The 21767-nt window shown below is 68.9% G+C and carries 24 protein-coding genes and 2 pseudogenes; 12 read left to right on the top strand and 14 right to left on the bottom strand.

Annotated features, from left to right (window positions below; all coding sequences use genetic code 11):
• Positions 1-83: 83 nt before the first annotated feature.
• A complete protein-coding gene (locus I0C86_RS10985; protein WP_196201115.1) occupies positions 84-311 on the bottom strand; it encodes a hypothetical protein in 228 nt (75 codons plus the stop codon).
• Positions 312-559: 248 nt separating this feature from the next.
• Between I0C86_RS10985 and I0C86_RS10990 the strand changes: the two genes are divergently transcribed.
• Positions 560-871, top strand: coding sequence for a hypothetical protein (locus tag I0C86_RS10990; RefSeq protein ID WP_196201116.1), 312 nt, complete (start codon positions 560-562; stop codon positions 869-871).
• Complete coding sequence (locus I0C86_RS10995; RefSeq protein WP_196201117.1) at positions 868-2007, top strand: hypothetical protein; 1140 nt, start codon at positions 868-870, stop codon at positions 2005-2007. The genes I0C86_RS10990 and I0C86_RS10995 overlap by 4 nt, the downstream gene beginning before the upstream one ends.
• Before the next feature lie 224 nt (positions 2008-2231).
• On the opposite strand, the gene I0C86_RS11000 is transcribed toward I0C86_RS10995, so the two are convergent.
• The 5 genes from I0C86_RS11000 to I0C86_RS11020 form a co-directional block, all read right to left on the bottom strand.
• Positions 2232-2906 carry a response regulator gene (locus I0C86_RS11000; RefSeq protein WP_196201118.1) on the bottom strand — a complete coding sequence of 225 codons (675 nt, stop codon included), beginning with the start codon at positions 2904-2906 and terminating at the stop codon, positions 2232-2234.
• Positions 2903-4063, bottom strand: coding sequence for a sensor histidine kinase (locus tag I0C86_RS11005; protein WP_196201119.1), 1161 nt, complete (start codon positions 4061-4063; stop codon positions 2903-2905). Before I0C86_RS11005 ends, I0C86_RS11000 begins: the two co-directional genes overlap by 4 nt.
• A gap of 5 nt (positions 4064-4068) precedes the next feature.
• Positions 4069-4788, bottom strand: coding sequence for an ABC transporter permease (locus tag I0C86_RS11010; protein WP_196201120.1), 720 nt, complete (start codon positions 4786-4788; stop codon positions 4069-4071).
• A complete protein-coding gene (locus I0C86_RS11015; RefSeq protein ID WP_196201121.1) occupies positions 4785-5696 on the bottom strand; it encodes an ABC transporter ATP-binding protein in 912 nt (303 codons plus the stop codon). Before I0C86_RS11015 ends, I0C86_RS11010 begins: the two co-directional genes overlap by 4 nt.
• A 229-nt stretch (positions 5697-5925) precedes the next feature.
• Entirely contained in the window at positions 5926-6357 is a 432-nt protein-coding gene (locus I0C86_RS11020) for a hypothetical protein (protein WP_196201122.1), read from the bottom strand.
• A 213-nt stretch (positions 6358-6570) separates the two neighbouring features.
• Between I0C86_RS11020 and I0C86_RS11025 the strand changes: the two genes are divergently transcribed.
• Positions 6571-6924: a nuclear transport factor 2 family protein gene (locus I0C86_RS11025; protein ID WP_196201123.1), complete on the top strand. Its 354-nt coding sequence runs from the start codon at positions 6571-6573 to the stop codon at positions 6922-6924.
• 8 nt (positions 6925-6932) lie between these two features.
• Here I0C86_RS11025 and I0C86_RS11030 read toward each other — a convergent pair.
• Positions 6933-7186, bottom strand: a pseudogene (locus tag I0C86_RS11030) (transposase family protein); the annotation flags it as partial.
• Between the two features lie 409 nt (positions 7187-7595).
• Between I0C86_RS11030 and I0C86_RS11035 the strand changes: the two are divergent.
• Both I0C86_RS11035 and I0C86_RS11040 read left to right on the top strand, forming a co-directional pair.
• Positions 7596-7973: a hypothetical protein gene (locus I0C86_RS11035; protein WP_196201124.1), complete on the top strand. Its 378-nt coding sequence runs from the start codon at positions 7596-7598 to the stop codon at positions 7971-7973.
• Positions 7974-7976: 3 nt separating this feature from the next.
• A complete protein-coding gene (locus I0C86_RS11040; protein ID WP_196201125.1) occupies positions 7977-8318 on the top strand; it encodes a DUF1036 domain-containing protein in 342 nt (113 codons plus the stop codon).
• 24 nt (positions 8319-8342) lie between these two features.
• Here I0C86_RS11040 and I0C86_RS43215 read toward each other — a convergent pair whose 3' ends face one another.
• Together I0C86_RS43215 and I0C86_RS43220 are read right to left on the bottom strand one after the other, a co-directional pair.
• The gene (locus I0C86_RS43215) at positions 8343-8567 is read right to left on the bottom strand and encodes a hypothetical protein (protein ID WP_230393955.1); all 225 of its coding nucleotides are present in this window, start codon (positions 8565-8567) and stop codon (positions 8343-8345) included.
• Between the two features lie 148 nt (positions 8568-8715).
• Positions 8716-9545 (bottom strand): annotated as a pseudogene (locus I0C86_RS43220) (CapA family protein); the annotation flags it as partial.
• Between the two features lie 9 nt (positions 9546-9554).
• Between I0C86_RS43220 and I0C86_RS11050 the strand changes: the two are divergent.
• Positions 9555-9866 carry a hypothetical protein gene (locus I0C86_RS11050; protein ID WP_196201126.1) on the top strand — a complete coding sequence of 104 codons (312 nt, stop codon included), beginning with the start codon at positions 9555-9557 and terminating at the stop codon, positions 9864-9866.
• 162 nt (positions 9867-10028) lie between these two features.
• Here the strand turns inward: I0C86_RS11050 and I0C86_RS11055 are convergent, their stop codons facing one another.
• Positions 10029-10571 (bottom strand): hypothetical protein, encoded by a 543-nt coding sequence (locus I0C86_RS11055; protein ID WP_196201127.1) that lies wholly within the window; start codon positions 10569-10571, stop codon positions 10029-10031.
• A gap of 730 nt (positions 10572-11301) precedes the next feature.
• On the opposite strand from I0C86_RS11055, the gene I0C86_RS11060 reads away from it, so the two are divergent.
• The gene (locus I0C86_RS11060; protein ID WP_196201128.1) at positions 11302-11508 is read left to right on the top strand and encodes a hypothetical protein; all 207 of its coding nucleotides are present in this window, start codon (positions 11302-11304) and stop codon (positions 11506-11508) included.
• Between the two features lie 176 nt (positions 11509-11684).
• Here the strand turns inward: I0C86_RS11060 and I0C86_RS11065 are convergent, their stop codons facing one another.
• Together I0C86_RS11065 and I0C86_RS11070 are read right to left on the bottom strand one after the other, a co-directional pair.
• Complete coding sequence (locus I0C86_RS11065) at positions 11685-12350, bottom strand: response regulator (RefSeq protein WP_196201129.1); 666 nt, start codon at positions 12348-12350, stop codon at positions 11685-11687.
• Positions 12347-13618, bottom strand: a complete 1272-nt coding sequence (locus I0C86_RS11070; protein WP_323373585.1) for a sensor histidine kinase — start codon at positions 13616-13618, stop codon at positions 12347-12349. The genes I0C86_RS11065 and I0C86_RS11070 overlap by 4 nt, the downstream gene beginning before the upstream one ends.
• Positions 13619-13853: 235 nt before the next feature.
• Here I0C86_RS11070 and I0C86_RS11075 point away from each other — a divergent pair, with 235 nt between their 5' ends.
• From I0C86_RS11075 to I0C86_RS11090, 4 genes are all read left to right on the top strand, one after another.
• A complete protein-coding gene (locus tag I0C86_RS11075) occupies positions 13854-14534 on the top strand; it encodes an ABC transporter ATP-binding protein (RefSeq protein WP_196201144.1) in 681 nt (226 codons plus the stop codon).
• Positions 14531-16921, top strand: a complete 2391-nt coding sequence (locus I0C86_RS11080; RefSeq protein ID WP_196201130.1) for an ABC transporter permease — start codon at positions 14531-14533, stop codon at positions 16919-16921. Before I0C86_RS11075 ends, I0C86_RS11080 begins: the two co-directional genes overlap by 4 nt.
• Before the next feature lie 206 nt (positions 16922-17127).
• Positions 17128-18456, top strand: coding sequence for a hypothetical protein (locus I0C86_RS11085; RefSeq protein ID WP_196201131.1), 1329 nt, complete (start codon positions 17128-17130; stop codon positions 18454-18456).
• Between the two features lie 316 nt (positions 18457-18772).
• Positions 18773-19288 (top strand): hypothetical protein, encoded by a 516-nt coding sequence (locus I0C86_RS11090; RefSeq protein ID WP_196201132.1) that lies wholly within the window; start codon positions 18773-18775, stop codon positions 19286-19288.
• 79 nt (positions 19289-19367) lie between these two features.
• On the opposite strand, the gene I0C86_RS11095 is transcribed toward I0C86_RS11090, so the two are convergent.
• Complete coding sequence (locus I0C86_RS11095; RefSeq protein WP_196201133.1) at positions 19368-19994, bottom strand: TetR/AcrR family transcriptional regulator; 627 nt, start codon at positions 19992-19994, stop codon at positions 19368-19370.
• 39 nt (positions 19995-20033) lie between these two features.
• Here I0C86_RS11095 and I0C86_RS11100 point away from each other — a divergent pair, with 39 nt between their 5' ends.
• Positions 20034-20744, top strand: a complete 711-nt coding sequence (locus I0C86_RS11100) for a hypothetical protein (RefSeq protein ID WP_230393956.1) — start codon at positions 20034-20036, stop codon at positions 20742-20744.
• 98 nt (positions 20745-20842) lie between these two features.
• Here I0C86_RS11100 and I0C86_RS11105 read toward each other — a convergent pair whose 3' ends face one another.
• Entirely contained in the window at positions 20843-21721 is an 879-nt protein-coding gene (locus I0C86_RS11105; protein ID WP_196201134.1) for a 3-hydroxyacyl-CoA dehydrogenase family protein, read from the bottom strand.
• Between the last annotated feature and the right edge of the window lie 46 nt (positions 21722-21767).

Below are 21767 nucleotides of genomic sequence, written 5' to 3' on the forward strand. Positions count from 1 at the left end.
CCGGACGGTGACGGACAGGCCGACCAGCGCCGAGCCCAGTCCGCCAGCCATACGTGATCTTCTTCTAACCCCCAGGCCTTAGCTCAGTCGAGCAGTTCCGGAACCCGTTCCTGAAGCTGGGCTATCACCCGCGACAGCCCGGCGTCCAAGTTGTCGCCGTCCCACCGCACGAGTTCCCCGCCCAGCGGCTTGCCCGACACCAGCACCGTCCAGCGGCCCCGTTCGCGTTCGCCGTCCATCTTGACGATGGCGACCAGGCCCCGATCCCCGAGCTGGACCAGCAACTCCGCCAGGCACTCATCCCACCCCATGGTCGGCTATTCGATCACAAAGGCTGCGGGGCGGGCGGTCCGCATCTGGTCCGCAAGAGGCCAGTAGACGGCGGGGGAGTGGTGAGAGATATCGAGAGGTATCTCCGCTGGTAGAACCCCATCCGAGCCACATCCGGTCCACTTTGATCTTGTATGCGAACCGTGGCCCGGAGGGGCCGATGGTTCTCTATGGTTGGGCGCTGTGTGGCGCTAATGAACCACCGGTTGCGTTTGTCTACGCTGCGCGGGTGTCTTCGCTTAGTGAGGCTGAGCTCGATGCTCTGGTTGCCGAGGCGGTCGTGGACTGCTACGACGAGCATGAGCAGCTCAGTGGTCTTTTCGTCATGATCCAGGACAACTTGGCGGTGCCCTTTGCCACCGAGGTTCTCGGTGTGCCGGTGGTGGTCCGGAAGGTGGATCTGCGCTCGTCCGGGATCGTGGCGATCTGTCACCGCGGCCGGATGCGGCAGGCGATCGGAATCCTGGACCTTCCGTTGCCGGATCCCGCGCCTGATGGTGCGCAGTGGATCGAGGCGTACCAGTGGTGGGCCGGCCGGTGAGTGAGTACCAGTACTACGAGTTCGTGGCGGTCGACCAGGCACTGACTCCGAAGCAGCAGGACGAGCTGCGGGCGGTTTCAACTCGGGGCCGGATCACGGCGTCGAGTTTCGTCAACGAGTATCAGTGGGGCGATCTCAAGGCCGATCCGGCCAAGTGGATGGAGAGGTACTTCGACGCGCACTTGTACCTGGCGAACTGGGGCACCCGGCGGATCATGCTGCGGTTGCCCAGAGCGGCGTTGGCCCCGGAGACTGCGGCGAGGTTCTGTGTCGGCGAATCGGCTGGCTCTTGGGCCACCCGTACTCATGTAGTCATTGATCTTCGCAGCGAGAACGAGGACGGCGACGAGGCATGGTGGGACGAGGAGGGGCGGCTCGCGGCGATAGCTCCGGCCCGGGCGGATCTGGCCGGCGATGATCAGCGGCTGCTCTATCTGGCCTGGCTGCTGTGTCTGCAGAACCGGGAGTTGGATGACGACGAGCCAGAGCCACCGGTCCCGGCGGGGCTGGCCGAGCTGAGCGGGCCGTTGCGGGCCCTGGCCGATTTCCTTCGCCTCGACCCTGATCTGCTGGACGCGGCGGCAGAGGCCAGTCGGCCGCTGACCGACAAGAAACCTTCGGCCGCCGCCTTACGCCGATGGGTGAAGGACCTGCCGGAGGCGGACAAGGACGAGGTGCTGGTCCGGCTACTGCGTAGTGATGCTGGGTTGCTGCGATCGGAGCTGCTGCGGCGGTTTCACGGCGTGGCGGAGGAAGTGCCTGCCGGGGAGAGGAGGACCGCAGGGGACCTGGTCGTTGCGGCCGAGAAACGCTGGTCTGTGCGGCAACAGCAGATTCGGGAGCGTGAGGCTGCCGAGCGCAGGCGTCGTGAGGAGGCGGCTGCTGAGGCCCGTGAGCGGCGTCTGAACGGGTTGGCGCGGAATCCGGTGCTGGCCTGGAACCAGGTGGACAAACTGATCTCGACGAAGCGTCCGAAGGATTACGACGTGGCTGTCGCTCTGCTGAGGGACCTCCAGGCGCTGGCGGCCCGGGAGGGAGAAATTTTCGAGTTCGCGGAGCAGATGACCCGGCTGCGGGAGCGGCATGCCCGCAAGCCAAGCCTGATCGATCGTTTCGACCGAGCCCGGCTGGACTGACACAGTTCCGTGGCTTGGCAGGCGCAACCGACCGAGCCGAGTGTTGCCGGGCTCCGGGGTGGGGCTCATCGGGTCCCACCTCGCGTCCGTGACCTGGTCAAACGTACTGGTAGTGGATCACCGGCCACTTGGATTTGCGGTTCGCGCGGCGACGCGTCCGGCCCACCACGGCTCGTGAGCTGGGCAAACGCACAATCGGATGTGGCGGTACCCGAACCGTCTCGTCAGCTGGCGTCAAGGTCGGCGGCAGCGACTCCGTTCGCGTACGCGAAGATCACCAGTTGTACCCGGTCGCGGGCGCCGATCTTGGCCAGCACGCGGCCGAGGTGGCTCTTCACGGTCGCCTCGGTCACCACCAGCTTCTGGGCGATCTCTCCGTTGGTCAGTCCGCGAGCTACGAGGACGAGTACCTCGCGTTCGCGTGGGGTCAGCGAGTCGAGCAGTGGGGAGGGGTGTACGGCGATGGACGGGCGAGCGGCGAACTCCTGGATCAGCCGGCGGGTGACGGTGGGCGAGAGCAGCGCGTCGCCCGCGTCGACCACGCGGATAGCCTCCAGGAGGCGGTCGCGTGGCGCGTCCTTGAGGAGGAATCCCGCCGCGCCCGCGCGCAGGGCTCCGTAGACGTATTCGTCGATATCGAACGTGGTGAGGATCAGTACCCGAGGAGTGTGGTCGCGTCCGGTTGCGGTAAGGCGCGTGGTCGCCGCGATGCCGTCCAGGACAGGCATACGGATGTCCATGACGACCACGTCCGGTCGTAGCTCGGCGGCACGTGCCACCGCCTCTTCGCCGTCCTGCGCCTCGCCGACGACGTCGATTTCTTCCTGGGTGTCGAGAAAGAGCCGAAGTCCGGTGCGGATCAGTTCCTGGTCGTCGGCCAGCAGAACCCGAATGCTCACGGACCCACCGTAATCGGCACGTGTGCGGCGACGCGGAAGCCCCCTTCGGGACCGGGTCCTGCCGCGAAGTGCCCTCCGAGGAGTCGGACGCGTTCGCGGATGCCGACGAGCCCGTGGCCACCGGAAAGGTTCTGTCCCGATGGCCCCACTCCGCAGTCGGACACCTCGAGATCGATGCGGCCCTTGCCAATCTTGAGTCGGACGAGCGCGCGGTCGGTCTCGGCGTGGCGCAGGACGTTGGTGAGGGCCTCCTCGACGATTCGGTAGACCGATACGCCGATCCCTTCGTCAAGGACCGGCGGTTCGCCGTCGATCTCCAGGCTGACCGAGAGGCCGACCGCCCGAAAGGTGGCCGCCAGTTCCGCCAGTTCGGCCAAGCCCGGCAAGGGCCGACGCGGTGCTGCGGAGGATGTCGCGGTGGGCACTCCGGAGCGCAGCAGTGCCAGCATTCGGCGCAGTTCTACGATGCTCTGCTCACCGCTGGACTCCACCCGGCGCAGCACGTCGGCGGCGACGTCGGGTGCCGCCGGAAGGGCGTCCCGCGCGCCGCGTGCGCCGACCAGCATCACCGTGACCGAGTGCGCGACGATGTCATGGAGGTCACGCGCGATCGCAGCTCGCTCCTCGTGCGCGGCGATCGCTGCCTGCTGTTCACGCTCGGCTCGGGCGGCGGTGGCGCGGGCACGCAGGTCTTCGTGGTGCCGGCGGCGCTCGCGTAGGGCGGCGCCGACTGCCCACACAGCCACTGGCGGAGGCACCGAGGCCACCGAGAGTGCCACGAGCACGACCGTGGCGCCGATCAGTGCCACCACCGACACTCGGGCCCGACAGCGCTCGGCGACGGTGAAGAGTGCGACACAGACCAGCGCGCCACCTGGGGACTCACCCAGGACGAAGAGGAGACCGGTGGTGGCGAGCATGGCCGCCAGCAACGGCACCGGATGCCGGCGCCGACAGAACAGTGCCGCTCCGGCGGTCACAGTGAGGAGCACCGTCACCGGGCGGATCGGGGATTCGTCGTCGTAGAGAAGGGACAATTCGCCCGCGACGCCTACCAAGACGGCAAGTAGGTCGACCAGCACCCGCTCCGCGCTGGCGCTGAGCCACCGCCCGCCCCCCGGCCGGCCGCGCAACCGGGAGGCGTTGAACCAGCTCATGACCGTCATCCTAGATCCCGATGTCGTTCGGCGAGCACGGCGAACACCGCCAGCCCGACGGCCCAGGCAGCGAGCGCCAGGGCGGAAGCCGGTAGGGAGTGTGTCGAGCCGTGCACACCCGCAGTGAGCACCTGCAGGCTGCCGAAGGGGGTGTAGTCGACCGCCGAGGTGTTGATCATCGCGATCAGTGACGGCGCGACGAAGTAGACGACGATGCCGGCCACCACGGCGGCGATCTGGTTGCGGAGCAGACCACCGAGGGCGGCGCCCACCAGCACCGAGAGCGTCCCGGCGAGGACGCATCCACTCGCCAACGAGATCAGCTGTGCCGTCGAGAGATCGGGGCCAGGATGGTGTGAGGCGAGGATTGGCACCCCGAGAGCGAACGACGCTCCCGTCGTGAGTACGGCCAGACCCAGTCCGACGACCACTGTCGCGCCCAGCCGCGCAGCGGCGACGGCGCCCGGGTCGCGGCCGGACACGAGGACCGCCGGCGCTGCGGTGCGGTGCCGGTACTCGGCCGTGACGGCCACTGCGCCGAAGAACAACAGGAGCAGCGGCATCCCGCCAAGCGCCTCCTGCTTCTCACCGATCTCGTCGAGGGTTCCAGAGGCGAGAGAGACCAGGACGACGTTGAGGACCGCGAGAGCAACCGAGGCGAGCGCGAACCACAGGGCGGTCCGAACCGTGAGGAGTTTGCGTACCTCACCGATGATCAAGGTCATGACCGCGCTCCCGTCAGCTCGAGGAACACGTCCTCCAGCGAGGTGGACTGTGGCGTGAGTTCGTACAGATCCACCTGCGCTCGGCGGGCCACCTCGGCCACGGTGGGCCCATCCAGACCATCGATCAGGTAGCGCCCACTGGTCACATCCGGCGTGATCCGGCCACCCGCACGGACGACTGCCTCCGCGAGCCGTCCGGGTTCGTCGGGGCGCACCCACACACCACTGGACGGAGTCAGGTCCGCGATCGCGCCGGCATGAACCACCCGGCCTTGCCGGACCACGACGATATCGTCGACGGTGTGCGCCGCCTCGCTGAGCAGGTGGCTGGACACGAGCACCGCCCGGCCCCGCTCAGCCCGCTCACGCAACAGCGTGCGAAGCCAGCGGATCCCTTCGGGGTCGAGTCCGTTGGCTGGTTCGTCGAGCAGCAGTACCTCGGGGTCTCCGAGCAGGGCAGCGGCGAGCCCCAGCCGCTGGCGCATGCCAAGCGAGAAGGTACCGACCCGTCGACCGGCTACCTCGGCCAGCCCCGAGAGTGCCAGAACTTCCTCGACCCGGGTCCGTGGCAGCCGTGCGAACCCAGCCAGGATCCGCAGGTGCTGGCGGGCCGAGCGGCCTGGATGAGCGCCGCACGAGTCGATCGCCATGCCGAGCGTGCGCGCCTCGGGCGGACGTTTCTGAAGCGGCGTACCGCCGAGCAGCACGCGGCCCGAGGTCGGGCGCACCAGGCCGGCCAACATCGCCAGCATCGTGGTCTTACCTGCGCCGTTCGGCCCGAGGAACCCGGTGACGACGCCGGGCCGGACGTCGAAGGAGACGTCGTCAACCGCGGTCAGCCGACCGTACCGCTTGGTGAGCCGCTCCGCTGTGAGCACCGCGGAAGGCGCGGGGAGATGAGCTGTCATGCCCACAACGGTGCTGCCTGGGAGGGGTCTCGGTCATCAACCCGCAGACCACACTTCATCTCCCACCGAGGTCGGAGAAATCTCCCACCGAGGTCGAAGAACCGACGATCCTTGCCAGTGGTGCGACGTGCATCGTTGGCCGGCCCAGCTCGGCCGATCGTGTGCCTCCGGCAGGCGTCGACCGGACTCGGTCCTCATCGAGGCGACCATCGTGCTGGGCACCACCGCGTCACACCTCATCAGCGGTAGCCGGTTGTACGCCGACCAGGGCCCGGCCGGTCCTGCGGTCGGCCGTGGTTGACGTTCGAGTCGGGTCGGGCGTCTCGTGGCGGAGGCGGAGCACCCTCACGACGCCACCCGGGACCGCCCACTCCGGTGACGGTTGTACCGGAAAGGTCGGCAGGTCGAGGAGTTTCCCGACTGCGCCGGCTTCTTGCTGCCAGGTGGTATGCCAGCGGATCTCGGCCCGGCCTTCCTCGTGCACCTGTCGGATGAAGTCGGCAACCGGGCGGGCGAACAGAATCGGCCACTCGGTCTCGCCGTCGCTGGCCTCGCCTCGGCTCCACTGGTCGAGAGGCCACACATTCGGGTCCGGGGTCTTCGTGACGGCGTTGAGGACACCATCGATGTCGAGCAGCCACACCGGGGGTGGAATGGTCATCTGACGTCGTCCTTCCGTCATGTCTGATCGCGGCCGGGTTCGCGCAGCACGGATGGTTCCCCGTTTCGAAGCAAGGTAGAGGACCCTCTCAGGTGGCCGACCGGGTCATGCCGAAGTTCGGTTGTGCCACGAACGCCGTACTGGGCTGACATTGCCGTTCTGCCGCGAGCGAACCCGCTTGTCTTGTTGCGGGGCGCTGTAGAGGATCGGTGGATGGATCTCCACACTGCGGAACGGCAGCTCCAAGCCGCTCAGCGCGCCGCCGATGTCGAGTCCCTCGACGCGCTTCTGCACCCCCAGGTCGTGGGTGCTGGACCGGATGGCACGATTTTTACGAAGGAAGATGACCTGGAGAGCTACCGCTCGGGGGCCCTGCGAATCACTAACCTGGTGGAGGAGTCGCTCGACGTCCAGGAAGACGGTGAGACCGGGGTGACCCGCACGGTCGCTGCGGTGGATGCCGTTCAGGGCGGTGCCGTTATGTCCGCGCGGTTGCGCTACACCCGGCTGTGGGTGCGTGAGGACGGCAACTGGCGGGTGTTGGCCGCCACCTTCGTCCCGGTCTAGTGAGCGCTTCAACTGCCGTAGGTCGGGATCTCGATGTGGTGTAGGGCCAGGATGGCTTGCATGATCGCGGTGGCGCGGCCTGGGCAGCAGCGCAGTTTGGTCAACAGACGCCAGGTTTCGAGGGTGGCGATGGCGCGTTCGCCGAGCGCGCGGATGCGGACATGGGCCCGGGTCACGCTCACTTCCGGCGCGAGAGTCGTTGCCGTCGACGGTGCCGTTTGAACGGTGTACGGATGCTGCCGCCGGCGCCTTGGTAGCCGCGGTGGTGATATAGCGACACTGCCATACCAAGATCGGAATGAGACCATCCTCCCTGCGGTCTGCGCTTGCGCCCGCCATCCGGAGTGTGCGTCAACCAAGGGATTTACCGTCGACTTTGGGTAAAAGCACGCTGATCGGGGATCAAAGCATGTGCTCTTGCCCTTGATCGACGTGCATGCGCACGACGCGAGAGGCCGATTTCCGACAGTTGGGGAATTAGGCGGGGCATTCCTCGTGGTCATTCGGGATTTTTCGGGTTGTGCCCTTTTTTCCAAGCTCTGGACCGGCTCACAGCTGGCGCCATACCTTCGATAAGGGAGCGTCAATATCCTTTCGCTTGTCGGATCAACGACTGCCCAAAACGGTCGGATCCGCCCCGCAGGAGAAGGCAGTCAGAAAGGGACCGAATTATGCCTGATTCCCCGTATCCTAATCCACCCGATCCCACCGACGCGTCGTTCACCAGGCGCGTACTCCTACGCATCGGCGGCGTGCTCGGCCTGACCGCCGCCGGCACCGCCGCGGTCGGTGCCGCCGCGTCGGCGAATGACACCAGTGCGCCAGCTGTCCCGGACGCGCCGGGGGACTTCGGCGCCCCGCCGGCACCGGGGATCGCCCGCCGGCAGGCGGGCCGGGCCCGCACCGGGAGCATTACCAACGTCCGGCCGGGCCAGGCGACGGGACCCGAGTCCGCCACCGCCTCCGGGGCCCGTCTCGTCCCCAACCACAACCGCGTCATCGACACCCCGCTGAGCCGCCGCCAGGCGCCGTGGACCGTGGAGGGCTGAGCGATGCAGCTGCATTTCCGCAACAGCTACGGCCCTCGGATCTGGGTCGCGATCATGTACTACGACACCGGCTGCAACCCCGACGGTTCCTCCTGGGGAACCCGGGGCTGGTGGACCATTGACAACGGCGGCCAAGCGTACGTGCTGAACACGAACAATCGCTACGCCTACTACTATGCCGAGGCCGCCGACGGCGCGGTGTGGACCGGCCCGTACGGACCGATCTACGTCCCGCAGACCGCCTTCAATTGGTGCTCGAATACCGGCAGTACAAACTCGCGGGTCGTGGGGCTCCGCGAGGTCTACATACCCAGCGACAATCATACGGTCAATCTCGTACCGTGAGCCGCCGCTCCCGCTCGGGCACGATCAGGGCGTGGATGTGGCCGTGACGGCGGGTGTCACAGGTCGGTCGGCGATCTGCAGGCCGTCGGAGGCGGCGCCGCGCGCGTTGACGAATTCGGCGATGCGCCGGTGGATCCGGTTGTAGGCAGTGGCTCGTGGACCTCCGGCGGCCTTGGCCGTGGCCAGGTCCACGAGCCGGGCCTGCGGGTGATAGTCCATAAAGTCGGGTCTGACCTCGACCGCTGACACGCCAGGTCCGAGCAGCCGTCTCGGTGAGAGTGAAGGTGGGCACGACGAAGTCAGGGGTGTTCTCGGGGGATCCGTCCTGGCAACGGACGAGGAGATTGCCCAACCCGTAGGCGACCGACTTGTCACCGATCCTTTCGAATGGCTGTACCACATGGGTGTACATCCCGATGATCAGGTCGATGTCGGGACCGGCGAGGAGCGGGTTGGCCAGTCCGATCTGGCCCTCGTCGGCCGCGGTCCGGTACTCGGTACCCCGTGCAGGGATGCGATCACGATCTCGGCGCCCGCCTCTCGGGCCCGGTGGGCCCCGGCCAGGATGGCCTTGGGGTCGATGAGGTTGGCGATCCACGCCTGGCCGGGCGGCCGCTCGATGCCGTTGAAGCTGAAGGTGTACGACAATTGCGCGACCTTCATGCCGCGTACATCGAAGACATTCGGGGTCGCCGCCTGCCGCGCCGAGCGGGCCGAGCCGGTATGGCGAAGGCCGACCCGGTCGAGGTTGTCGAGGGTGCGGGTGACCAGGGCCCGACAGGGGAGACAACCGACAAGCGCGCTGATGCTCCAGCGAAATCTCCTGAGCAGGAAGGGTTCCTTACCCGCATCAACATTGACCGAAGGACGATGCTGGCCGGCAGAGCGGCGACGAAGGTCTACGACCACGCCTTGGTGAGGAAGGCCTTCGACGTGACTCTCCTCATTTGCGGGCCGGTATCTACCCGATGTGACCTGTACGAGACGCCCAATCGGCGGCCTGACCCTCGTTCCCGTCGGCCAGGTCGAACAAGGTCGATTCGTCCGCTGTCTCCCTGACCGGCTTCGCCACCCGCGCCTCATGGGCACCAGACCCGCATCCTCCGCGCACCGTGACCCCACGCCGTCGTACGACGCACCTTTCGGGATCGGACGGTGGCAGTGCCGGCAGCGGCGAGGCTTACCGGCCGGGATCAGGGCGTCGCCAGACTGGACCATGACCGTCATCCTGATCCCATGGCGGCTGAACAAGGCAACAACCGACACGGGTTCGCCCGCGACGTCACCGTCAACGTCGTCGCCAACCTGGTAGCCGCTGCGGTCATCTACATCCTCGCAGTTGTAGGGGGCCACCTGCGGGCCAACGGTCTCATCCTCAGCTGGGCGATCACCATCGCGTGGACGGCGGCAGGGGTCGGCCTCATCGTCGCGTTGGAGGAGATGTCCTATCGGAGACGTTGGCGCTGGTGGTCGTTCGGGAAGGCGTTGGGTGTGTACCTGGCGGCAACCATCGTGGTTCTCCTGCTGATCGATCTCAGACTTTGGTAGCCGAGTTCATCGAACGTCACGCCGTCCACCACGTCACGGGGAAGGCGCCCATCCAACTCTTGAAGACTTTCCTACCCCGGCCGGCGCTCATCCAGGTGCTTCCCTGCCGCCATCGGCGTCACTGTCGCAACGGGGCCGTCTCGTGGCGGAGGCGGAGCACCCTCACGACGCCACCCGGGTCAGAAACGCGTCGATCTTTCGCAGGTGCTTGGGCGTAAGCCCGGCCCTCGGCGACGGAACGACGATCAGGCACGGCACGACCGATGTCAGTCTGGCCCGTACCCGCCGCCTCAGATGCCGGCTGCCGGCGTCGTCATCGGTCCACACCAGCGACCGGCCCTCCGCCTCGGCGACCCGTAGAGCCGCGCCGATCTTCCACCATTCCTCGGTCTCACCCCGCAGCTGGACCGCCCACTCCGGTGACGGTTGTACCGGAAAGGCCGGCAGGTCGAGGAGTTTCCCGACTGCGCCGGCTTCCTGCTGCCAGGTGGTATGCCAGCGGATCTCGGCCCGGCCTTCCTCGTGCACCTGTCGGAGGAAGTCGGCAACCGGGCGGGCGAACAGAATCGGCCACTCGGTCTCGCCGTCGCTGGCCTCGCCTCGACTCCACCGGTCGAGAGGCCACACATTCGGGTCCGGGGTCTTCGTGACGGCATTGAGGACACCATCGATGTCGAGCAGCCACACCGGGGGCGGAATGGTCATCTGGTGTTGTCCTTTCGTCCACGCCTGACCGTGGCCGGGATGTCGCTGACCGGTTGAACAGCCAGCTCGTGAACCTAACGCGGCGCGCCACCGCGACACCAGTACCGGGGGCACATCGAGGCAGGCGCCACCCGGTGCGCGGGACCGCCAGGTCGGCGTCAGCTACCCCGGTCGTCCTTGGCCTCATGCTCCTCGGTTCGCCCTACTCGGCTACGCCGGTTACACCACGGTCCGGGTGCTCGTCGACCTGTCCACTCAGGGCACCGTGCCGGCGAGGTGATCTGGTGCCAGATGTGGTGGTAGTCCACGTCGGACGAAGGCAGCGAGCGGGTACCGGTCAACTACTACCTGGCCATTGACGACGGCTGGTCCGACCGGACCCGCGCATGGGTCCTGCCCCGGGACATCGCGGGGCAGTGCGAGTTGGGTGACGTGGTCAGCGCGACGGTCCGGCAGTGGACCCGCCGGGTCAAGCAGGTCACCGTCCTGCGGGCGGCCCCTCCCACGCCGTTGGCCGAAGAGCCCCGGACCGGGGCTTCGACCTCGGCTGCCCTGGTCACCGATTCCCTGCTGACCGTCGACGAACTCGGCGCGGCGGTGGGCCGCCAGGTGCGACCGGACCGCAAGGTACGTCGAGGACGAGCGGTTCGCGTACGCCAACTGGAACGACCTCGAGGGCAGACCGGCGGTATCGGTCAGCCTGACCCGGGGCCGACCCGGTCGAGTGTTCATGATCATCGGCAAGGGAACCGGACAACCATTGCCGACGCCGCAGGGCGACGAGGCGTACCTCGCCAAGGACCGCGTGGTGGGCCGCCGGGGCGACGTGGTGGTCCTGCTCCAACCGGGACAGGGCGCCACCGCCAGTCAACTGGCCGGGCTGCTTCCGGTCGCGCTGGCTCGGGTCGCCGACCAGCCTACGGTCCAGACGAGCTGAGGGGCCCCAGTCCCGCGCCCGCGACCTGGTCAAACGTACCGGCAGCGGATCACCCCCGACTGTGATGTGCGGTTCGCGCAGCGACGCGTCCGCCCCGCTTCGTGATCTTTGATGCGAACCGGCCCGCACCACTGAGCCAGGAGCACCCGACAGTGTCCTGCGGTCACAGGTCGCTCCTACGCCATCGGGTTGATCAGTCCGGCCCGGTACGCGAGGACGACGGCCTGTACCCGGTCGCGGAGCCCGAGCTTGGCGAGGATCCGGGCGACGTGGGATTTGACGGTCGCCTCGGACAGGTGCAGGCGGCCGGCGAGTTCGGCGTTGCTCAGGCCCTCGGCGAGCAGGCGCAGCACTTCGAGTTCGCGTGGGGTCAGCGTGGCCAGGTCGCGGTGGGCGGCGGGTGGATCGGGGTCGCGGCGGGTGAACCGTTCGACAAGACGGCGGGTGATGGCCGGGGCCAGCAGTGCGTCGCCGGAGCGGACCATGCGGACGGCGGCGACGAGGTGCTCGGGCGTGACGTCCTTGAGGAGGAAGCCGCTGGCCCCGGCGGTCAGCGCCGCGTACACGTAGTGGTCGAGGTCGAAGGTCGTCAGCATGATCACGCGCGGTTCGCCGGCAGCGCCGGTGAGGATGCGCCGGGTCGCCTCCAGCCCGTCCAGTTCCGGCATCCGGATGTCCATCAGGACCACGTCGGGCCGGGTACGCCGGACCGCGTCGACGGCGTCGGTGCCGTCGGCGGCCTCGGCGACCACGTCGATGCCCTTGGCAGTCAGGATCATCTGGAAGCCGGCACGGACCAGCGCCTGATCGTCGGCGATCACCACCCGCAGGGGTTCGGTCACGCGCCCTCCAGCGGTATCTGTGCGTCGACGCGGTAGCCGCCCGTCAGGCGCGGCCCGGCACGCAGGGTTCCACCGTAGACGGCGAGCCGCTCCCGTAGGCCGATCAGCCCGTGCCCGCCACCGGTCGAAGCCGATGTGCTGGCTGCGCCGCCGGTGTCGGTGACGTGTACCCGCAGGTGGTCGGCGGCGTACTCGACGTGCACCGCGGCGGTGGCGCCGGCCGCGTACTTGACCGTGTTGGTCAGCGCCTCCTGGACCACCCGGTAGGCGGCAAGTTCGACGCCCGCCGGCACCGGACGCGGCTGCCCGGATCTGGTCAACGTGACCGGCACCCCACTGTCCGACAGCCGGTCGACGAGCGCGTCGAGGCGATCGAGGCCCGGCTGGGGAGCGAGGTCCGCAGCACCGGCGGCGTTCGGCCCGGCGCTGTTCATCGTGAGCAGGCCCATGACGTGGCGCAGCTCCGTCATCGCGGCCCGCCCGCCGGCCTCGATCGCGAGCAGCGACTCCCGGGCGCGCTCGGGAGCGGTGTCCAGCACGTGGCGGGCGGCACCGGCCTGGATGACCATCATGCTGACGTTGTGCGTAACCACGTCGTGCAGCTCGCGGGCGATCCGGGCGCGTTCGTGCTCGGCGGCGTGGCCCAGCGCCGCGATCTGGTCCCGTTCCAGTGCGGACATCCGCGCACGGCCCTCGTCGGCGCGGTGTTTCCACCGGCGCAGCCCGTTGGCCGAGACAAGGATCGGGACCAGGATCAGGAACGGGATGAAGCCTGGCGGGACGCGTACCTCCTCCAGATTGCCGTAGAGCAGCACCGCCACCAGCAGGCTCGCCAGCGCCGGCACCCGGTAGGGGCTGTAGACCGCCGCCGTGTAGCCGGCGACGACGCAGGTCAGGAAGGAGAGCTGCCGCGCCACGGGGTCGGCGGCCAGTAGCGGCGCCATGCACAGCACGACCCACAGCATCGCCAGCGGGTACCGACGGCGAAATATCAACGGCGCGACCGCGAGGAGCATGATCGCCCAGTCGAGCCCGTGCCGCTCGGTCGGCAGCAGGAGAGCCCGGGCCGGAACGGGCAGGCTGTCGTACACCGTGGGCGTGGGTGCCAACTGGACGGTCCTGATGTGGGCCCTCGTCGCGATGAGCGTCAGGGACAGGCCCACGTCGAATGCCTGGCTGCGCCACGAGAGCCGCGGCAGCGTCCCGGACGGGCGCAGCATCTGTCTGATCCCGGCCCGCATCCGGTCGACAACCGTCACGTTCGTCACCGGGCCAGTATCACTGCTGATCGCCGCTCGCAGCCTCGCCCGGAAGACCACCCGGGGTTACATCGCTCGCCTAGATCGCAGGGATGAGACAGGCGGACTCTCATCACGGCGAGGTACCGAGGATGCCTCCATCGACCGGTGCATGGCGACCGATGTGTCCGGCCGGGAAGCGGATCTAGCGTCGAGCCGGACCGAACGTGGCCGACTCCGAGGAGCATTCACCGTGACCGTACCCATGATCGAGCTGCGCGACGTCACCAGAAGGTACGGCGACGGGCCGCCCGCATTGCGGGACGTGTCGCTGACGATCACGGCCGGCGAGGCGGTCGCGGTCCTCGGGCCTTCGGGCAGCGGCAAATCGACCCTGTTGAACCTGGTCGCCGGCCTGGACCGGCCCACCGGCGGCACGGTGACCGTGGACGGCGTCCGTGTCGACGAACTCGGCGAGGCCGGTTCGGCGAGGTACCGGCGCGAGAAGATCGGCATGGTCTTCCAGTTCTTCAACCTGCTCGACGACCTGACCGTCGCCGACAACGTCATGCTGCCGGCGCAGCTGACCGGGATGGCCCGTGGTGCCGCACACCGCCGGGCGACGGAGTTGCTCGGGGCGCTCGGCGTCGACCGGCACGCCGCCGCCTACCCGGGGCGGCTCTCCGGCGGCGAGCGGCAGCGCGTCGCGGTGGCCCGGGCACTGGTGAACCGCCCGGCGTTGCTGCTGGCCGACGAACCCACCGGCGCGCTGGACACCGCCTCGGGTGAGGACGTCAAGGAACTGCTTCGACAGCTGCACGCGGACGGCCAGACGATCATCATGGTCACCCACGATCTGTCGCTGGCCACGTCCTGTGCCACCCGTACCGTCCAACTCGTCGACGGTCGCGTCGCCGTCGACACCGCGATGGAAACGGCCCGATGAGCGCCCTGGGCCGGGTGGTCCGCTCCGGGGTGGGGCGCCGCCGGGTGCAGACGATCGTGATCGGGCTGGTCGTGATGATCGCGGTGTCCGCGTCCGTGCTCGGCGGGACGCTGCTGGTGGCCTCCAACGCGCCGTTCGACCGGGCCTTCGCCCAGCAGAACGGCGCGCATCTGACCGCCCAGTTCGACTCGACCAGGACCACGGCCGAGCAGCTCACTGTCTCCGGACACGCCTCCGGGGTCAGCGCGGCCGCCGGCCCGTTCCGGACCGTCTCGATCAGCCCGGTCGACGACAAGGATCGGCCGGTACCGCCACTGACGGTGGTCGGGCGGACCCGGCCGGACGCTGCGGCCGTCGACGCGGTCAAGCTGATCGAGGGGCGGTGGGCGACCGGTTCGGGCGAACTCGTCGTCCTCAACGACGGCCGGTTCCCGCCAGACGAGCGGGCGGTCGGCACGGTGTGGCGGCTGCCGGACCTTCCCGGCAGCCCCACCCTGACCATCGTCGGTGTGGCCCGGTCGATCAGTGCCACCGCCGACGGCTGGGTGGTTCCGGAGCAGATCGCCGGGTTGACCACGCCGGGCACGGCCGGCGGCTACCAGATGCTCTACCGGTTCGCCACGGCCGACACCGCCGGACAGGTCGACACCGGCCGCGCCGCGGTGCGGGCGGCACTGCCGGCGGACGCGTTGACCGCATCGCGGTCCTGGCTCACCACCCGGGAGGAGGGCGCCGGCGACACCGCCCTGCTCGTGCCGTTCCTTCTCGCGTTCGGGGTACTGGGCCTGGTCATGTCGGTCCTCATCATCGGCAACGTGATCGCCGGCGCGGTCAGCACCGGGACCCGCAGGATCGGCATCCTCAAGGCGCTCGGGTTCACCCCGAACCAGGTCGTCCGGGCGTACCTCGGCCAGGCGTTGATCCCCGCCCTGGCCGGCGCCGCGTTCGGCGTGGTCGTCGGCAATGCGATCTCCCTTCCGGTGCTGGCGTTGACCAACGACATCTACGGCACGAGCGACTCCGGCGTCGTGCTGTGGGTCGACGCGGGAGTGGTCGCCGGGACGCTCACCCTGGCCGCCGTGACCGCCTGGGTGGCCGCGTCACGCGCCGGGCGGTTGCGCACCGTCGACGCGCTCGCCGTCGGGCGTACCCCGACGGCCGGCCGCGGCCAGTGGGCGGCCCGGCTGACCGCGCGGATCCCGCTGCCCCGGCCGGTGACGCTCGGGCTCGCCCATCCCTTCGCCCGACCGGTCAGGTCGGCGGCGATCGTCGCGGCGATCGCGTTCGGTGCCGCCGCCGTCACGTTCTCCTTCGGGCTGGCCGCCTCCCTGACCGAGGTCCAGGCCACGGCGAATCACGGCGACGTCGTCGTCGGTCCAGGCACGCCGAAACCGGGAACGCCCGGCGGACGCCCGGTCAAGGGCGACAGGGTTCCGGCCGGGCCCACCAGCACACCCAGGTCGGCGAAGGAGACGGCGGCGATCGTCAAGGCCATCACCGCCCAGGCCGGGACCAGCGGCTACTGCGGTGTCGCCGACGCCGAGGCGACCATGGCCGGGCTCAGCGGCGCTCTTCCGATCCTCGCCACCACCGGGGACGGCTGCTCGTCCGGCTACCGGATGGTCTCCGGCACCTGGTACGAGAAGCCCGGCGAGATCGTCGTGGCAACCCCCTTCCTGACGGCCACCCAGACACGGATCGGGGACACCGTCGTACTGACCGACCACGGCACGCAGATCGCCGTCCGGATCGTCGGAGAGGCCTTCAACGATGACCACGACGGCATGCAGCTCCTCACCGCCGCCGCGACCCTCGCCGCCGCCGAACCGGACCTGGAGCCGGAGGACTTCTACATCGCGGTGAAGGACGGAACCGACCCGGAGGCCTACGCCGAGGCGTTGGAACCCGAGATACAGCAGTTCGACGCACACACCTCGACCGAGAACGTCGGCACCCCCGAGGTCGTTCTTGTCATCAACGCGCTGACCGCCCTGCTCAGCCTGATGCTCGTCGCCGTCGCCGCCCTGGGCGTCCTCAACACGGTCGTCCTGCAGACCCGGGAACGCGTACACGAGATCGGCATCCACAAGGCACTGGGCATGGCACCCCGGCAGACCATCGCGATGGTCATCGCCTCGGTCGCCGTCGCCGGGCTGGCCGGTGGTGCCATCGGTACCCCGGCCGGGGTCTTCCTGCAGCGGATGATCGTGACCGAGATGGGGCGCGGGGCCGGTTACCACCTGCCCGCCTCGGTCCTCGATGTCTTCGGCCCGGTCGAGCTGGTGCTGTTCGGTCTCGGCGGCATCGTCATCGCCGTCCTCGGTGCGCTGCTGCCGGCCGGCTGGGCCGCACGTACCCGTACCGCCAGCGCGCTGCGTACCGAATAGCGGATCCGTGGCCCGGCCGTTCGTACCGGCGGTGATGTGGCGCAGGTACGCGCGTGCCGGGTGCGGCCGCATTTCGGCCCCGTACGCCGTGGTCGCGGCGCCCTCGATGCCTTGCCGGACAAGGCATCGAACGCAGTTCGGCGGTGGGATACCGTCGCGGGCCCGCAGGTGCTTAGATCATCGCACCAGAAAACGGGGAGGACGGCGTGACGCGCGACCAGGAGCAGCAGGCGAGACGTTTTCGGGGAGCGCGGGAAGCGCTCGCGGTCGCGCTGACCACCGCGCTGCTCGCCGCCGCCGGTTGCGCATCGGGGAACAGCCCGCGCACGACGGCGAGCGGGTCCGCCTCACCGTCGTCGACGGTGACCCTGAGTCCGGACGACGCCGTCGAGGCCATGCTGAAGGCGCAGGCGGAGGCGCTGCTGCGCGGGGACGAGGCGGGCTACCTGGCCCCGGTCGACAAGAGCTATACGGCGCTGTACGACCACTACCGCAACCAGTACAAGATCCTGCGGGCGCTGCGGATCTCCTCCTGGCAGATGATGATGGGCATTCCGCCGGTGTTTCCGCAGGGTCCGGGGGCCGAGGACCAGAAGGTGCAGCTGGACGTCTTCGTGTCCTACTGCTTCGAGACGCCGACCTGCCCGCCGCCGTCCCGGTTCACCTCCGACGCGGCGCAGTTCACCTACCGCCCCAAGGTCAGCCAGCGGGGCGACGGTTACCTGATCACCGGGCTCAACCAGCCGCCGACGGACACCTACAGCCTGCGTCCACTGCCCTGGGAGTGGGACAGCCTGGACTTCCAGGAGGGCAACCGGGTCATCGTGGCCGCGCCGCCCGCCCAGGCCAACCGACTCGGCGAGGTCACCGCGGCCGCCGAGCGTGCCGCGAAGGTCGCCGACCAGTACGCCAAGGTTGCCGGCCGCGAGCCGCCGCCACGTTACGTCGTGTTCCTGGCCGGGGACAAGGAGTGGAACAAGTGGCTGGGCGGGCAGAGCGCCAAGTATTCGGTCGGGTACGCCTACCAGTCCGGCAAGATCCGCAGTGACGTGGTGCTGAAGATGAGCGCCATGGGTCGCAACAGCGTCGAGAGCGTCCTGCGCCACGAATTCGGCCACGTGGTGACCGCCACCGGGTCCAACGACGGTGCTGCCGGGATCTACAACACGAACCAGTGGATCACGGAAGGGATCGCGGAGTACATCGAGTACGCGCCGAAGGGACCCACCGCGTCGGGCAACATGAACGCGGTCCGCTCCCACGTCCGGCGGGGCAAGTGGTCGAACTCGATCGGGCTGGCGCCGCTGCCCGAATCGGCCTCCAACGAGGCCGCGGCGGTCTTCTACGGGCTCTCGCAACTCGGCATCAGCTGCATGGCCAGCCGGTACGGCGAGGCCAAGATGTTCCAGTGGGCGATGAACGCGCTGCACGGCGACCTGGGCTATGACGAGGCGGCCAAGAAGTACTTCGGCGTGGGGTTCAAGGCGGTCAACACGACCTGCGCGTCGTACGTCCGGCGCACCTTGAACCTCTAGCGCCGGGACGCGTCCTCGCGGCGCCGACGAGAGGGTACGGCTCTCGTCGGCGTTGTCTTCGGCGAGCCTCCGCAGGGTGTTGACCGGGCCGTAGCGTAGGTTTTCGGCGACGGCGACACCACCTACGGGTGAACTGGCCGACGTAGCCATCCCACGCAACGATGCAGAGCAGATCGACCTCGGCACCCTGTCGATCGGACTTATCGGCCGCTCCACCCCGTCTCACCCAGTTTGGGTGATTGTGGCGTTCGGTGAGATTTGGGTATTGCCAGACGGTACGCAGATCATCAGCGCTGTGGCGAGAAAAGGAGCGACCATGACCGACCAGATCCGCGCCGCCCACCTACCCGACGGCAGCGTCGTCTCCAGCGCCCACACCACCTATGTCAAGGACCATCCGTCGGAGACCGCCGCATGGCGCGGCACCCGGGGCGGGCAGCACGAGGACTGGGAGGTCGACAAGGCGTTGACCGGCGGCGCCGAAGTGCTGCGGGTGGGCGACAGGTCCATTCAGGTCGTGGCTGGCGCGCGGTGGGGAAACCTGACCGTCCCCGAGCGGGCCGCCCTCGACGCCTGGACGCGGGGGAGTGCCGACACCAACGGCATGCTCTACGCCGTCCGACACGCCCTCGCCGTCGAACGGAACGCCGTCGGGACGCCGTTGGCTCCGGACGCCCGGGAACGCCTCGCCCGGCACCTGTACCTGACGACCTCCGGCGACGCCCACGCCCAGCCGAACTGGGACGGCGGTGGCGACCAGCACGTCGACCGTGGACCGTGGCTGGCGAAGGCCGACTCGATCCTGGCCATCGCCAGGGGCGGCAACGGGTAGTCGTCGTGGCTGCGGCGCTGCACGCCGTCCCATTCTCCCCGGTGGTCGTCGGGTTCTCCCCGGTGGTCGTCGGGCACCTTCAGCTCAGCAGTTCACGGGCCAGGGCCCCGGTCCACCAGCGTTCGACCTGATCGGGTTGCCAGCCCCGTTCGTCGGTGAGGGTGTGGTAGACGTCGATGTTGCAGATCGCCGCGTAGATGTCGGTGGCCTTCGCTATGTCCAGTCCATCGCGGAGGACGCCGGCCGGCCAGGACGAAAACACGTGGATCCTGGTCTCGTCGGCCCGCTGACGGCCCTCGCGGTAGGTGGCCGCCAGTACCGGTTCGGAACGGCCCACCTCGCGTACGAGTGTGATCACGTCACCGGCGCGTTCGAACAGGCGCCGGTCGTAGGCGGCCATCGCCGCGAGCTGCCCTTGGGGATCGTTCCCGGCGCCGTCCAGGTCGGCGAGCGCCTGTGCCGGATCGGCGGCGAGATTGGCCGCCTCGGCCAGGGCCTGGGTGAGACCGGTCTTGTTCCCGTACGTCGCGTAGACGGTCGGCACCGAGACTCCGGCCTCGCGCGCCACGTCCCGTACCGTCGTCGCCGCCCAACCCTGGGAGACGAACAGCCGACGGGCCGCGCTGGCGATCTCGCCTCTGGTCTCCGCCGCTGAAGCGGCACGGCGCAGCGATTCGTACCTGCGTCTGCCTGTCTCGGCACCCATGGCTTGCCCCTTTTACTTGTCGCACATTATATTGAATACATGTTGCGTAACCTCGGCGTCGGGTGGAGCACCTGGCCGTTCCCCCGGATCGCCGGCCTCGCCGGACTCGGCTTCGCCATCCTGATCGTCTCCGTCAACGTCGTCCTGGTGCCAGCGGGCCTGCCCCACACCGGTGCGGAAACCGGCGACGTGCTCCAGTTCTTCACCACCCAGAAGGACATCGTCGGCGTGGCCTCAGCACTCGCACCGATCGCCTGGGTGCTGGCCACCCTGTTCGGCGCGGGCGCGGTCTCCGTGCTGTGGCGATCCGACCGCGCGCAAGGGACAGCCTGGTCCCTGGTCGGATTCGCCGGGGTGATCCTGCAGAACATCACCTTCACCGGCGTGATGGCCACCCGGCTCGCGCTCGCCTCGACAACCGCACAGGACAGCGACACGATCGCCGGACTCTGGGCACTGCACGACGCGCTGTTCGTCTTCAACGGCACCTTCCTGGCACTGGCCATGACGGGCCTGTCCGTCAGCGGCCGACGCGCCGGCCTGATCCACCGTTGGCTCGGTGGGATCGGCCTGCTGGCCGCCGCACTCCAGTTCGGCTCGGCCGTGCTGGGCCCGCTGGTCATCGACGACCCCGGACCGGTCGGTCTCCTCGGCCTTGTCGGTTGGCTCATCTGGGTCGTGTGGATCGTCGCCTACGGCCTCACCCTGATCCGCCTGACATCCGTCGCCCGTTCGGCCGAGACCGCGTAGACGAACCGGCCCCGATCGTGCCGGGCGGATCACGACGCCCGTGGGTACCGGGGGTGGCCCGAGCGCCGGAAGCCCGGCCGGCGGCGGACGGGGTGCGCTCAGTAGGTGTGGAAGCCCGCTCCGCTCTTCCGCCCGGTGCGGCCGGCGTCGACCAGTTCCACCAGCAGCGGGCAGGGCACGAAGCGCGCGTCTCCGGTGTGGTCGAGCAACACCGCCAAGGTGTCGACGACGGTGTCCAGACCGATGAGGTCGGCGGTGGCCAGCGGGCCGGTGGGATGCCCGAAACACTCCTGGAAGATCTTGTCGACGACCGCCGGTGTGGCGGTGTCCTCCCGGACGACGGCCGCGGCCTCGTTGATCATCAGCATCAGTACCCGGTTGGTGACGAACCCGGGCGCGTCGCCGACCACGATGGGCTCCTTGCCGATGCTCCTCAGCAGATCCACGGTGCTGCGCAGGGTGGCCGGGCTGGTGTCCGGCGCCGTGACCACCTCGACGGCGCGCTTGATCGGAGCGGGATTCATCAGGTGCGTGCCGAGAACCCGGTCCGGGCGCCCCGACGCCGCGCCCAGGCGGGCGATCGGGATCGCCGAGGTACACGACGCCAGGACGGTGCCGGTCGGGCAGATCCCGCCGAGCCGGCGGAAGATGTCCTCCTTGAGCGGCGTCCGCTCCGGGGCGCACTCCACCACGAAGGCCGCGTCCCGCAGGTCGTCCAGGTCGGCCGTGCACCGTATCCGCGAGATCACCTCGTCGAAGTCGACGCCCTTGCGACCGCCGAGGACGGACAACCGCAGGCCGCCGACCAGGCGCCGGGACACGCTCGCGCGGGCCGACGCGGACGGTTCGACCACCGTCACGGGGTGACCGGCCTCCGCGAAGCACTGGCCGACGCCCACCCCCATCTGACCGGCGCCGACGACACCGATCACCGGCAGGGTGGTGCCGGTCCGGGCAATCGCCACCTCGGGCGTCATCTCGTACCTCCGTTTTTTGGCTTCCGGTCCGCTCCCCGGGCCGGTC

The sequence above is a fragment of the Plantactinospora alkalitolerans genome, from assembly GCF_015690345.1.
In the GTDB taxonomy this organism is placed as follows: Bacteria; Actinomycetota; Actinomycetes; order Mycobacteriales; family Micromonosporaceae; genus Plantactinospora; species Plantactinospora alkalitolerans.